Below are 12,406 nucleotides of genomic sequence, written 5' to 3'. Positions count from 1 at the left end.
CTACGAGGACCCCCACCCCGTCTCACGATCTTCGCTTCGCTGCGATCATGAGCCGACCCTCCCCACAAGGGGGAGGGTGAGCAGATCTATTCGCCGGGCGGCTTGCCGGGCTCGGAGTGCATCCGGCGCACGCGGCGTACGCCCCACCAGACCAGCAGGATGGCGACAGGCACCGAAGCCGCGGTAATGATCTCCGGTGCGAAGGCATGGCCGAAGATCGAGGCACCCTTGGCGACATAGCCGACAAGGCCGACCACATAATAGGAGACGGCGGCGACCGAGAGCCCCTCGACGGTCTGCTGCAGGCGCAGTTGCAGGCGGGCGCGATTGTTCATCGAGGCAAGCAGGTCGCGGTTCTGTTTCTCGACCTCGACATCAACCCAGGTGCGCAGCAGCGTCGTGGCGCGGGTCAGTTTTCGCGACAGATTTTCCTGCCGCTCCTCGACCGAGCGGCAGGTGCGCATTGCGGGCGCCACCCGGCGCTGCAGGAACCCGCGCCATGTGTCATAGCCGGGCACAGCCTCTTCCTCGAGCGCCTCCAGCCGTTCGCCGACGATGCCGTCATAGGCACGGCTGGCGCCGAAACGGTAAAGGCTCGACGCCGCGTCCGCCTCCAACTCCGCCGCAAGTTCGGTCAGATCGGCCAGCAAGGTCTGGCTGTCGCGAGTCCCGGCGACCTTCATCTCCAGCGTGGTCTGCGCCAGCCGGTCTTCGATGCGGCGGGCACGGCCGGACAAGGTCAACGCCAGCGGCAGGCCGAGCATGGCCAGCGTCCGATAGGTTTCGATGTCGATAAGCCGCTGCGACAACGCGCCGGTACGCGCCGGGGTCAAGCCGCGATCGAGCAGCAGCATGCGCGTCAGGCCATCGCCATCCTGGCGAAAATCGGTGACGATGGCGGCGTTTCCGCGCTCGACCAGCGAGTAGCACAGGCTGGTCGGATCGAAACCGGCTATCAGCTGCTCGCTCGCTTGCGTCCATTTGCGGATTTCGAGCCTGATGCCGGAGATGCAGGTTCCCGGCGGCGAAAACCCGTTGCCGAAGGGGGAGTCCTCCTGCGCCCTGCCGCTCTCGGAAAGCGGCCCTTCCCACAAATAGGTCGAGAATTCGGTGTGCCGCTCCCAGCGCAGCGAGCCCTTGCCCCATTTCATGGCATGATGGCGGGCCTGGCGGTCGGGCGCGGCGACGCCGAGGCGCCGCGACAGTTCGGAAAGCACCGCGTGGTCGACGCCCGAGCCCCCCTCGGTCATGAAGGCGAGTTGCATCAGGACGCGTGGCTTTTCGATCAGCGGGTGCGGCCGGGCATGAACCTCGCCGAGTGCGCCAGGCCGGCCCTCATGCGCAGGAAAGCCCATGACGCTGCCCTTGGCGCGCGGCTGGAATTCGAGATCGGACGGGTCGTCTGACACGGCTTGTTCCCTGGGTTTCCTTGAACCCTCTTGCACGCGCGTCCCTCTAGTGCCAATGGCCTGATGACGCAAACAGCAAGTTAGCCGAAGATGATGGCATCGGGCGGGAAATCGGCCCGCTTTTGTCAATTGGATAAATAATTTGACCAGTTGGCGAGGCAAGCTCTATTCTACGACACCGGTTCACCTTCCAGGCATTCTGTTGAGCGACATTTTTTCCAGGATCGAGCATTCGCGCACCGCCGACGAGGTGGTGCAGCAAATCGAGAGCCTCATCCTCGAAGGCGTGCTGCGCACCGGCGACCGGCTGCCGGGCGAGCGCGAGCTTGCACGCCAGTTCGACGTATCCCGGCCGATCCTGCGTGATGCGCTGAAGTCACTGGAAGGACGCGGCCTTTTGACGACAAGGCCCGGCGGCGGCACGCATGTCGCCGATGTCATCGGCCAGCTCTTCACCAAACCGGTGACAGACCTGATCTCGATGCACCGCAAGGCAGTGACCGATTATCTGGAATATCGCCGCGAGATCGAAGGGGTCGCGGCTGAATACGCGGCACGGCGCGCCACTGCCGACGACATGGCGCTGCTCGACAAGATCATGGCACGCATGGACGATGCGCACCGGACCGGCGACTTCGACGACGAGGCCGAGATTGATGTCGAGTTCCACCACGCGATCTGCGAATGCGCGCACAACATCATCCTTTTGCACACGTTGCGCTCCTGTTACCGGCTGTTGTCGGAAGGCGTGTTCCAGAACCGGCTGCTGGTGTTCACCGTGCCAGGCGCGCGCGACGCCCTGCTGGCGCAGCACCGCGCGATCCATGCGGCGGTGAAGGCCGGCGATCCGGATGCTGCCCGGCAAGCGGCGATGGACCACATCACCTATGTCGAACGGTCGATGGCGGAAGCCGAGCGCAGCGGCGACTGGCAGCGCGTTTCGCGACTGAGGCTGAAGCAGCGGGTCGAAGCCACCGATACCGAACCTGCACGCAAACGCTCCTAGCTATCGAAACGGGAAGCCCATGAGCCAGATCCTGACCATCGCCGACCTCAAGGACCTCGCCCGCCGGCGCGTGCCGAAGATGTTCTTCGACTATGCCGATTCCGGTTCGTGGACCGAAAGCACGTATCGGGCCAACGAAGAGGATTTCCAGAAGATCAAGTTCCGCCAGCGCGTGCTCGTCGATATGGACAACCGTTCGCTGGCATCGACGATGATCGGCGAAAAAGTGTCGATGCCGGTGGCATTGGCGCCAACCGGCATGACCGGCATGCAGCACGCTAATGGCGAGATGCTGGCGGCTCAGGCGGCGGAGGAATTCGGCGTGCCGTTCACCTTGTCGACGATGAGCATCTGCTCCATCGAGGATGTCGCCTCGGTAACCACGAAGCCGTTCTGGTTTCAGCTCTATGTGCTGCGTGACAAGGAGTTCGTGCTCAACCTGATCGACAGGGCAAAGGCGGCGAAATGCTCGGCGCTCGTGCTGACGCTCGACCTGCAGATTCTCGGTCAGCGCCACAAGGACATCCGCAATGGGCTTTCGGCGCCACCCAAGCTGACGCTGACGAACATCGTCGACATGGCCATCCGCCCGCACTGGTGCGCCGCCATGGCCGGCACGAAGCGGCGGACCTTCCGCAACATTGTCGGCCACGCCAAGGGTGTCGGCAACATGGCCTCGCTGGCATCGTGGACGACGGAGCAGTTCGACCCGCATCTGTCGTGGAAGGACGTCGCCTGGATCAAGGAGCGCTGGGGCGGCAAGCTGATCCTCAAGGGCATTCTCGACAAGGAGGACGCGCTGATGGCGGCCAAGACCGGCGCCGACGCGATCATCGTTTCCAACCATGGCGGGCGCCAGCTCGATGGTGCGTCGTCGTCGATCGGCGTGCTGGAAGAGATTGCCGACGCGGTTGGCGACACGATCGAAGTGCATATGGATGGCGGCATCCGCTCCGGGCAGGATGTCCTGAAGGCGCTTTGCCTAGGTGCCAAGGGAACCTATATCGGCCGGCCATTTCTTTATGGCCTGGGGGCGCTTGGCAAGGAAGGGGTTACCAAGGCGTTGGAAATCATCCGCAAGGAGATGGACATCACGCTGGCGCTGTGCGGAAAGCGTCTTGTCACCGACATGGGCAAGGACCAGCTCCGGCGCTAAGCCCGTGACCGCGCGACCACGGAGACACCGAAAAATTGGCAGAACCCGGCATCCATTTTCTCGACGCGCATGGGCCGGAAGGTGTGCGTCTTTACGCGATCGGCGATGTCCACGGCCGGCTCGACCTGCTGGCCGCCATGCATCGGCGCATCAGGACCGAGATCGAGCAGGAGGCGCCTGCCGACTGGCGCGTCATCCATCTTGGCGACTATGTCGACCGCGGGCCGGACTCGAAGGGCGTCATCGATTTCCTGATCGAAGCGCAAGAGCGCGACCCTCGTCACCTGATGCTGGCCGGCAACCACGACATCGGTTTTCTCGACTTTCTCAAGACCCCTGACCCGGAAGGGCTTTTCATCCGGTTCGGCGGCATCCAGACGGCACACTCTTACGGCGTGGCGATCAGTGAAGGCACAAGCATGTGGTTCGGCAAGGCCGAATCGGCCGTGCGCAAAGGACATCAGGCCCTGGTCGAGGCCGTGCCGCAAAGCCACATCGACTTCCTGCGATCGCTGCCGTTCTCCGCGACTTTCGGGGACTTCTTCTTCTGTCATGCCGGCATCAGGCCGGGCAATCCTCTGGAGAAGCAAAGCCCGCAGGACCTGATCTGGATCCGCGACGTCTTCCACAACCACCCCGACCTCTATCCGAAGATCGTGGTGCACGGCCACACGCCGGTGCCGGAGGCGGAAGTGATGGCCAACCGCGTCAATGTCGACACGCTTGCCTGGCAATCAGGCATGCTGAGCGCGCTCGTCGTCGACGGCGCGGACAAACGCATCCTGACAATGACGATCAAGGAAGCTTGAGCGTCGCGCGTCGGAGGACGCGAAAGGCGCTTTCCGCCTTTAGCGCAGCGAGGCGGTGACGCCGTAACCGTCGACGGCGTTGTGGTTGTTGGCTGCGTCGGCGGCATAGATGCCGAGACCGCACAGCACGATGGCGGACAACATGGCAAAGGACAGAAGCGCTGCTTTCACGGAGGTCATCTCTTGTTGAGCTTTCTGCATCTGTGCACCAGGCGGTTACCAATGCGTTGAAACGGAGAATTCGCTTCAAAGTTTCGACGATTTTGCGCTTCTAGGCATGTTCTGTATCAACGGTGTGTCGCGCGGGTCACACAAAAGGTTCATAGCCGTTGCACAGAAGATGCAGAGCGCGCGCCTTCTAGGATGGCGGGCGGACACAAGCCAAGAATGAAACGGTTTTCCCCAGGCGGTTTCACCGCCGCGTGCCAATTATGTCACGCTGGAGGGTACGGAGAGGCCAACACTCAGATGGTCGCTACCCAGGCACGGGCAATGGCGAGGCCAGCGGCATCCGCATCGGGCCCGTTGCGGGCCATTTCGCCATCGAGCTTGCCGGCCCAGTCGGGATGGCGAGCGGCGATGGTCGGGGCAAACGACGTGCTCCAGTCCTCGACCATCGGCCGGTCGGCCTCGAAATGGAACTGGAAGCCGTAGACGGCGCGGCCGACGCGAAATGCCTGGTTCTCGGCGACATCGTTGCCGGCAAGCCGCACGGCGGCCTCAGGCAGCACGAAGGTGTCGTCATGCCACTGGAAGATCGGGAATTTCTCCGGCAGCGCGCCCAGCACCGGATCGCCCTTGGCGTCCGCCGTCAGCGATACGCCGTGCCAGCCGAACTCATTGGCGCCGCCGATGCGGTTTTCGCCGCCGAAGGCACGGGCGACGAGTTGGCTGCCCAGGCAGATGCCGAGCACGGCGCGATCCTTGTCGGCAAAGTCGCGGGTCAGTTCGAGCAGTGCCGGGAAATAGGGGTACTCATCGTCGGCCAGCGCGTTCTGGCCGCCGCCGAGCACGATCATGGCATCATGCCCGGCCGCGTCATCCGGCAGGGGATCGCCTTTGTAAGGGAGACGCAGGTCGAGATCGGCACCCGCTTCCGCAAGTGCTGCGCCGACCTGGCCGAGGCCGGTATTGTCGTAGTTCTGCACCACCAGCACCCGCATCACAAAACCCTGCTGACATGAAAAGATGCGAGGAGCGATATCATGCCGCTCGCATTGCAGCCAAGATGCGTGTCCGGAGAGAAAACTATGCCACTGCAGAACCGGGTCGATCCGTTCGGTACCATCCACGCTGTGCCCGATCGCGGCATGTTCACCGGCAATCGCGGCATCATCCACGATCCCGAGACCAAGACGCTCAAGAAGAAGCGCTGGGCGCTTCCGGCCTGGATCATCTGCGTCCGCCAATTCCGCGATGTGCGGCGCGAACCGATGGGCCGCAACCGGAAGGGCGGCAAAGCGGGCTGGACAGAACTGTTCTTCCTCGACGAGGTGACGGCATTGGCGGCCGGGCATCGCCCCTGCTTCTTTTGCCAGCGCGAACGGGCCAGGGATTTCGTCGGCCGCTTCGGCGACGCGTTCGGCATTGCCGAACCGCGCGCGCCGATGGTCGACAAGCGGCTGCACAAGGAGCGGCTGGCCTCGGGCGGCAGGCCGCCAGGGATTGCTGTTGAAGACCTTGCCGGCCTGCCGGACGGCGCCATGGTTGCGGATGGTCGCACTGTTTATGCCCTGCGTAGGGGCAAGACGCTGCGCTGGTCGTTTGCGGGATATGGCCCACCCGCAGATTTCGGCCTGCTCAAAGGCAGGACGCTGTCGCTGCTGACGCCGGCCACGACGCTCGCCGTGCTGCGGCGTGGCTTTCGGCCGGTGTGGCATCCTACCGCCGAGGCTTGACGCCGGCGGCCGGCTCGCTCATTCCTCGGCGATGCGCGCCAATTACAAGATGCAACGTCTGTTCGTGCCCGACGATCTCGCGCCGGATGTCGAGTTCGACGCTGGCCAACAGCAGAGCCACTATCTCCTGCATGTGCTGCGGCTTGGCGAAGGCGCCGAAATCCTGGTGTTCAATGGCCGCGACGGGGAGTGGTCAGCGGCCATATCAGCGAAGACGAAAAGGGCGGTGCGGCTGAAGGTGTCAGCGCTGCAGCGGCCGCAGCCGCCGCTGCCCGATCTCGTCTACTGCTTTGCGCCGTTGAAGCAGGGCCGGCTCGACTATCTCGTGCAGAAGGCGGTCGAGATGGGCGCCGGCATCCTGCAGCCGGTCATCACCCAGCACACGCAAGTGGCCAAGCCGTCGATCGATCGCCTGCGCGCCAATGTCGTCGAAGCCGCCGAACAATGCGGCATCCTGGCCGTGCCTCAGGTGCACGAAGCCGAAAAATTCGACCGTTTGCTGACCGGCTGGGACACTGAGCGACGGCTGATCTTCTGCGATGAGGATGCTTCGACCAACAATCCGCTGGCCGCGCTGCAGGCGGTCAAGGAAAAGAAGCTTGCGCTGCTGGTCGGGCCGGAGGGCGGCTTTTCCGACGACGAGCGCAAGATGCTGCGCGCCCTGCCCTTCGTCACCGCCATTCCGCTCGGCCCGCGCATCCTGCGCGCCGACACGGCGGCGGTGGCCGCGCTCGCGGTGATGCAGGCAACTGTCGGAGACTGGTGAGACGTCATCCCTTGCAAGGGACGCAGAGTTCCAGCAACGTTCAATTCCTGTTGACCTGTGGCTCAGGATTTTTCGCTTGATCGTCTGCTGACATTTCGTCCATTTACCGCCGGCGGTCATCCGGCCGCCTCTGAGGGTACCATCATGGCGCGCGATACGACCGATTTCCGCCCGATCGAAGGTGTCGACGAACTCGTCGAGCATCTGGCCGAAGGCAACAAGCCGCGCGACAAATGGCGCATCGGCACCGAGCACGAGAAATTCCCCTTCTATGTCGACGGCAATGCACCGGTCCCCTATGGCGGCGAGCGCGGCATCCGCGCCATTCTCGAAGGCATGCAGTCAAAGCTCGGCTGGGATCCGATCGTCGATGACGGCCGCATCATCGGCCTGGTCGAGCCGACCGGTCAGGGTGCGATTTCGCTGGAACCCGGCGGCCAGTTCGAGCTTTCCGGCGCACCGCTGGAAACGATCCACCAGACCTGCCGCGAGGGCAACGCCCATCTGGCGCAGGTGCGCGAGATCGCCGAGCCGATGGGCATCCGTTTCCTCGGCCTCGGCGGCAGCCCGAAATGGTCGCTGGCCGAGACGCCGAAAATGCCGAAATCGCGCTATGAGATCATGACGCGCTACATGCCCAAGGTCGGCACCAAGGGCCTCGACATGATGTACCGCACCTGCACGATCCAGGTGAATCTCGACTTCGAGAGCGAGGCCGACATGCGCCGCAAGATGCAGGTGTCGTTGAAGCTGCAGCCGCTGTCGACGGCATTGTTCGCCAATTCGCCTTTCACCGAAAGCCACCCGAACGGCTTGCAGAGCTGGCGCGGCGATATCTGGCGCGACACCGACAACCAGCGCTCGGGCCTGCTCGAATTCTGCTTCTCGCCCGATTTCGGTTTCGCCGACTATGTCGAATGGGCGCTCGACGTGCCGATGTATTTCGTCATCCGCGACGGCCGCTATCACGACATGACGCACGTCACCTTCCGTCAGTTCATGGCCGGTGCCGCGCGCAATCAGGTGCCGGACGGGCTGCCGACAATGGGCGACTGGGCGAACCATCTGTCGACGCTGTTCCCGGACGTGCGGCTGAAGCGCTTCCTTGAGATGCGCGGCGCCGATGGCGGGCCATGGCGGCGCATCTGCGCGCTGCCTGCGTTCTGGGTCGGGCTGCTCTATGATGAAGCCGCACTCGATGCCGCCGAGGCGTTGACGTCGAGCTGGACGTATGAAGAAACGCTGGCGATGCGCAACGCCGTGCCGGAACAAGGCATTTCCGCACCGTTCCGCAACACCACGCTGCGCGAGATCGCGCGTGACGTGATGGTCATTTCCCGCATGGGCCTGAAGAACCGTGGCAAGAAGAACCGCGACGGTTATGACGAGACCTCGTTCCTCAACACGCTCGACGAGGTCGTGGCGCGCGGCACAACCAGCGCCGAGGAGATGCTGTCGGCCTACCACACGCGCTGGGGCGGCTCGATCGAGCCGGTTTTCATGGAATACGCCTATTAACCCTCGGATCTGGCAAAGCTGACCGGCCGGCAAAAGTCGCTTCAATCGGAAGTGGAAACAAACTAGGGTTCTTCGGCGAGGATTTCCGGAGGAGAGACCAATGCCTTCCTTGTTCGACATGCTGACACAGGCCCAGAACGGCAACGGCATGCAGGCCCTTGCCCAGCAATACGGGCTTTCGATGCAGCAGACGCAAGCCGCGGTCGCCGCATTGCTGCCGGCCTTTTCGCAGGGGCTGCAGCGCAACACAGCCGACCCTTACGGGCTCGGCGCCTTCATGACGGCGATGGCCAGCGGCCAGCACGCCAAGTATTTCGAGGACGCAACCCGGGCCTTCTCACCGCAAGGCGTCGATGAGGGCAACGGCATTCTCGGGCACCTGTTCGGCTCGAAAGACCTGTCGCGCGCCGTGGCCAGCCAGGCGGCGCAAGCCAGCGGCGTCAATCAGCAGATCCTGCAGCAGATGCTGCCGGCGATCGCCTCGATGGTCATGGGCGGGCTGTTCAAGCAGACGACAAATCAGATGCAGGCCGCCGGCGGTTTTGGCGGCGGCAACAATCCGCTCGGCGAGATCATCGAGCAGATGATGCGGCAAGGCGGCGGCATGCAGGCCCCGGCGCCGCAGCCGCGCCAAGCGCCGCCACCCCAGAACCCGATGGACAACCCGCTCGGCAAGGTGTTGCAGGACATGTTCGGCGGCGGTGCGGCTCAGCCACAGCCGCAAAGCCAGCCGCAGCCGCAGCCCAATCCCTACGGCGACAATCCACTCGGCAAGGTGCTGCAGGACATGTTCGGCGGTGGCGCGCCTCAGCCGCAGCCGCAAGGGCGGGCGCAGCCGCAGCCTCAGCAGACACAAAGCCCCTACGGAGACAATCCGCTGGGGAAAATCTTCGAGGAGATGCTGCGGCAAGGTGGCGGTGGCTTAGGCGGCATCCCTGGCGGACAGCCGGCGCCGCAACAGCCTCAAGCGCCCCCACAGCAGCGTCAGGCACCGCAGCCACAGGCCAATCCGAGCGGCAGGCCGAAAAACCCGTTCGACGACCTGTTCGGCAAGATGTTCGAGACCGGCGCCCAGCAGCGTGACGACTACCAGAAGGGCGTGGAGACGATCTTCGACCAGTTCAAGCGCGATATGGATCGGCGGTAAGACATGATGGACAGACTTGAATATCCGGTCGTCATTGCGCCACTTTCTGCAGAGGATGGAGCCTGATCTGCCAGGCTGCGTGAGTGATGGCGACACTCCTGAAGAGGCCATCGCCAATGTCCAGGACGCCATAGCAGCCTGGATAGAGGCCGCGCATGAGCTCGGCAGATCGATACCAAGGCCATCGCGAAAGCTGGCATTCGCCTGACAGCCAAAGGAAAAGCCCGGTCCTGGGAGGACCGGGCAGAGTGCAGGCGGGCCGGGGGGATCCGGCAGGGAGTGGGAGCCTGCATACTCGTCAGTCGCGTCGAACCCCGAAAAGGTTCGCGGCAACCTAAACAACAAGCATCAGATCAGGCCACCTTGCGGGCGATGTCCTCGATCGTTTCGATGCGATCGCTGGCGATTTCGCGCAGCATCGCCGTCGGGTCGCGGCCAAACGGCACGTCGATGGCGACGTGCAGGTCGCCGCGCGTCAGGCCGATATCGGCGAGTTCGGCGTCCGACATCTCGCCAAGACGATAGAAGGCGCGGCGATTTTTCCAGGCGCGGTAGATGTTGGAGACAGTGTTGGCCACGCGAGTCGCAACGGCCGGACGCGAGGTGATGCGCGAGGTCTCGGTGGCGAAATCAAACGTGGTCATTGTCGGTCTCCTTCAGACTCGAACTGACAAAACCAGGCGATCGGCGCTGGCGACAGCGGCCGTTCCGGCTTCGATTCACATGCCTTCATGTGGACAATGCCAATTTGCCATCGGCCGATTGATTAATCCAACGAATGTTTCTAATCTTTACCATCAACACCAGTGATGGATCATGTCGATGAAATCGCCGCTCGATCTCGATCAGTTGCAAACTTTCATCTCGATTGCCGACACCGGCAGCTTCACCAGAGCGGCCGAAGAGGTGCACCGGACCCAGTCGGCGGTGTCGATGCAGATGCGCCGGCTGGAGGAGCGGCTCGGCAAGCCGCTGTTCGAAAAGGACGGGCGCACCAACAGGCTGACCGAGGAAGGCGACAAGCTGCTTTCCTATGCGCGGCGGCTGCTCTATCTCAACCGTGAGACGCTGGCTGCCTTCGACGACCGGCGGCTCGAAGGCACGATCCGCATCGGCACGCCCGACGACTATGCCGACCGTTTCCTGCCCGAGATCATGGCGCGGTTCACGCGCTCCAATCCGCGCGTCGAACTGACCGTCATCTGCGAGCCGACACCGGGGCTGGTCGAGCATATCAAGCGCGGCAATCTCGACCTCGCGCTGGTGACTCACAACGACGTACGCGGCCAGTCGGAGGTGGTGCGGCGCGAACCGCTGCTGTGGGTCACCTCGGCCAACCATGCGACGCATGAGCAGGAAACGCTGCCGATGGCCTTCGGCCGGCCGAACTGCATCTGGCGGCGCGCCGCCGTCGATGTGCTCGACCAGCAGAACCGCGACTATCGCATCCTGTTCACCAGTTTCTCGGCCACCGTCATCACCGCCGCGGTGCTTTCGGGCCTCGCGATCTCGGTGCTGCCGGAATGTGCGCTACGGCCCGGCATGCGGGTGCTGGGCGAAGCCGACGGCTTCGGCGCCCTGCCCGATTGCCGCATCGGCATCATGCGCGGCCAGACGTCGCGGCCGGAGATCGTCGATGCGCTCGCCCGCCATATTTCGGAAAGCCTGGACAACATCTCCGTGCCGGTCGGTGAAGATCCCGGGACATTCGATTTCGCGGCACTCGCCTTCACCAAGCTGCGGCGAACCAAGCCGAACCAGATTCTGCCCGGCTGGTAGGCGGGGTCAGGTATGCGGGTTATGAACGGCTGGCCCGACGCAACCGCCTTGACGCGGGCGCCCAACCGTTCCCCAATCGACCGATGAGCGAAGCAGCATCCGAATCACGCACCAACGCCGCCGAATATACGGTGAGCGAGATTTCCGGCGCGCTGAAGCGCACGGTCGAGGACGTTTTCGGCAATGTGCGGGTGCGCGGCGAAATATCAGGCTATCGCGGGCCGCATTCGTCCGGTCATGCTTATTTCGCGCTGAAGGACGACCGTGCCCGTCTCGACGCCGTGGTCTGGAAAGGCACGATGAGCCGGCTGAAATTCCGCCCCGAGGAGGGGATGGAGGTGATCGCCACCGGCAAGCTCACCACTTATCCCGGCAAGTCCAACTACCAGATCGTCATCGACAATCTGGAGCCTGCCGGCGCCGGCGCCCTGATGGCTCTGCTGGAGGAGCGCAAGCGGCGGCTACAGGCCGAGGGGCTGTTCGATGCCGGTCGCAAGCGGTTGCTGCCATTCATGCCGCGCGTCATCGGCGTCGTCACCTCGCCGACAGGGTCCGTCATCCGCGACATCATCCACCGCATCAAGGACCGCTTTCCGCTGCACATCCTGGTCTGGCCGGTGCGTGTTCAAGGCGAGACGTCAGGCGCGGAAGTGACTGCCGCGGTCAACGGCTTCAACGCGCTGGCCTGGGACGGCGCCATTCAGCGCCCCGATCTGCTGATCGTGGCGCGCGGCGGCGGCAGCCTCGAAGACCTCTGGGGCTTCAACGACGAGGCGCTCGCCCGCGCCGTTGCCGCTTCCGGCATTCCGGTGATCTCGGCTGTCGGCCACGAGACCGACTGGACGCTGATCGACCTCGTTGCCGATGTGCGGGCGCCGACGCCGACGGGTGCGGCCGAAATCGCCGGGCCGGTGAAGG

At 63.8% G+C, this 12,406-nt stretch carries 14 protein-coding genes; 10 read left to right on the top strand and 4 right to left on the bottom strand.

Translation table 11 applies throughout. The features are described from left to right. Nucleotides 1-86 precede the first annotated feature (86 nt). Nucleotides 87-1,409, bottom strand: a complete 1,323-nt coding sequence (locus EN893_RS04715; RefSeq protein WP_127272364.1) for a DUF3422 family protein — start codon at nt 1,407-1,409, stop codon at nt 87-89. Between the two features lie 202 nt (nt 1,410-1,611). Between EN893_RS04715 and EN893_RS04710 the strand changes: the two genes are divergently transcribed. The 3 genes from EN893_RS04710 to EN893_RS04700 are packed head-to-tail and all read left to right on the top strand — an operon-like array spanning nt 1,612 to nt 4,380. Further along, the gene (locus EN893_RS04710) at nt 1,612-2,415 is read left to right on the top strand and encodes an FCD domain-containing protein (protein WP_127267705.1); all 804 of its coding nucleotides are present in this window, start codon (nt 1,612-1,614) and stop codon (nt 2,413-2,415) included. Nucleotides 2,416-2,434: 19 nt separating this feature from the next. After that, entirely contained in the window at nt 2,435-3,571 is a 1,137-nt protein-coding gene (locus EN893_RS04705) for an alpha-hydroxy acid oxidase (RefSeq protein ID WP_127267706.1), read from the top strand. Nucleotides 3,572-3,606: 35 nt separating this feature from the next. Then, nucleotides 3,607-4,380, top strand: coding sequence for a metallophosphoesterase family protein (locus EN893_RS04700; protein WP_127267707.1), 774 nt, complete (start codon nt 3,607-3,609; stop codon nt 4,378-4,380). Between the two features lie 39 nt (nt 4,381-4,419). Here EN893_RS04700 and EN893_RS39855 read toward each other — a convergent pair whose 3' ends face one another. Continuing rightward, nucleotides 4,420-4,551, bottom strand: coding sequence for a hypothetical protein (locus EN893_RS39855; protein ID WP_013893872.1), 132 nt, complete (start codon nt 4,549-4,551; stop codon nt 4,420-4,422). 293 nt (nt 4,552-4,844) lie between these two features. After that, a complete protein-coding gene (locus tag EN893_RS04690; protein WP_127267708.1) occupies nt 4,845-5,543 on the bottom strand; it encodes a type 1 glutamine amidotransferase in 699 nt (232 codons plus the stop codon). Between the two features lie 87 nt (nt 5,544-5,630). Between EN893_RS04690 and EN893_RS04685 the strand changes: the two genes are divergently transcribed. The 5 genes from EN893_RS04685 (at nt 5,631) to EN893_RS04665 (ending at nt 9,917) form a co-directional block, all read left to right on the top strand. Continuing rightward, a complete protein-coding gene (locus EN893_RS04685; RefSeq protein ID WP_127267709.1) occupies nt 5,631-6,278 on the top strand; it encodes a hypothetical protein in 648 nt (215 codons plus the stop codon). A gap of 31 nt (nt 6,279-6,309) precedes the next feature. After that, nucleotides 6,310-7,044, top strand: coding sequence for a 16S rRNA (uracil(1498)-N(3))-methyltransferase (locus EN893_RS04680; RefSeq protein WP_127267710.1), 735 nt, complete (start codon nt 6,310-6,312; stop codon nt 7,042-7,044). 144 nt (nt 7,045-7,188) lie between these two features. Then, nucleotides 7,189-8,562, top strand: a complete 1,374-nt coding sequence (locus EN893_RS04675) for a glutamate--cysteine ligase (protein ID WP_127267711.1) — start codon at nt 7,189-7,191, stop codon at nt 8,560-8,562. Between the two features lie 100 nt (nt 8,563-8,662). Beyond that, nucleotides 8,663-9,709, top strand: a complete 1,047-nt coding sequence (locus EN893_RS04670; protein ID WP_127267712.1) for a DUF937 domain-containing protein — start codon at nt 8,663-8,665, stop codon at nt 9,707-9,709. 55 nt (nt 9,710-9,764) lie between these two features. Then, entirely contained in the window at nt 9,765-9,917 is a 153-nt protein-coding gene (locus tag EN893_RS04665; RefSeq protein ID WP_236383376.1) for a type II toxin-antitoxin system HicB family antitoxin, read from the top strand. A gap of 145 nt (nt 9,918-10,062) precedes the next feature. Here EN893_RS04665 and EN893_RS04660 read toward each other — a convergent pair whose 3' ends face one another. Continuing rightward, nucleotides 10,063-10,353 (bottom strand): DUF1127 domain-containing protein, encoded by a 291-nt coding sequence (locus EN893_RS04660; protein WP_127267713.1) that lies wholly within the window; start codon nt 10,351-10,353, stop codon nt 10,063-10,065. Nucleotides 10,354-10,531: 178 nt separating this feature from the next. On the opposite strand from EN893_RS04660, the gene EN893_RS04655 reads away from it, so the two are divergent. Both EN893_RS04655 and xseA read left to right on the top strand, forming a co-directional pair. After that, nucleotides 10,532-11,488 carry a LysR substrate-binding domain-containing protein gene (locus EN893_RS04655; RefSeq protein ID WP_063170125.1) on the top strand — a complete coding sequence of 319 codons (957 nt, stop codon included), beginning with the start codon at nt 10,532-10,534 and terminating at the stop codon, nt 11,486-11,488. An 83-nt stretch (nt 11,489-11,571) separates the two neighbouring features. Then, nucleotides 11,572-12,406: exodeoxyribonuclease VII large subunit (xseA, locus tag EN893_RS04650; RefSeq protein ID WP_128361426.1), on the top strand; the 835-nt coding region annotated here is incomplete at its 3' end.

The organism is Mesorhizobium sp. M7A.F.Ca.CA.004.04.2.1 (assembly GCF_004022825.1).
Lineage (GTDB): Bacteria > Pseudomonadota > Alphaproteobacteria > Rhizobiales > Rhizobiaceae > Mesorhizobium.
Note: the sequence above shows the minus strand (reverse complement) of the source record. Positions and strands in the feature narration are given on the sequence as shown.

Excerpts from the sequence above, each read along its gene's own strand:
- EN893_RS04705 (WP_127267706.1), top strand. The coding sequence starts at position 2,435 with ATGAGCCAGATCCTGACCATCGCCGACCTCAAGGACCTCGCCCGCCGG.
- EN893_RS04690 (WP_127267708.1), bottom strand. The coding sequence starts at position 5,543 with ATGCGGGTGCTGGTGGTGCAGAACTACGACAATACCGGCCTCGGCCAG.
- EN893_RS04685 (WP_127267709.1), top strand. The coding sequence starts at position 5,631 with ATGCCACTGCAGAACCGGGTCGATCCGTTCGGTACCATCCACGCTGTG.
- EN893_RS04680 (WP_127267710.1), top strand. The coding sequence starts at position 6,310 with ATGCGCGCCAATTACAAGATGCAACGTCTGTTCGTGCCCGACGATCTC.
- EN893_RS04675 (WP_127267711.1), top strand. The coding sequence starts at position 7,189 with ATGGCGCGCGATACGACCGATTTCCGCCCGATCGAAGGTGTCGACGAA.
- EN893_RS04670 (WP_127267712.1), top strand. The coding sequence starts at position 8,663 with ATGCCTTCCTTGTTCGACATGCTGACACAGGCCCAGAACGGCAACGGC.
- EN893_RS04665 (WP_236383376.1), top strand. The coding sequence starts at position 9,765 with ATGGAGCCTGATCTGCCAGGCTGCGTGAGTGATGGCGACACTCCTGAA.
- EN893_RS04660 (WP_127267713.1), bottom strand. The coding sequence starts at position 10,353 with ATGACCACGTTTGATTTCGCCACCGAGACCTCGCGCATCACCTCGCGT.
- EN893_RS04655 (WP_063170125.1), top strand. The coding sequence starts at position 10,532 with ATGAAATCGCCGCTCGATCTCGATCAGTTGCAAACTTTCATCTCGATT.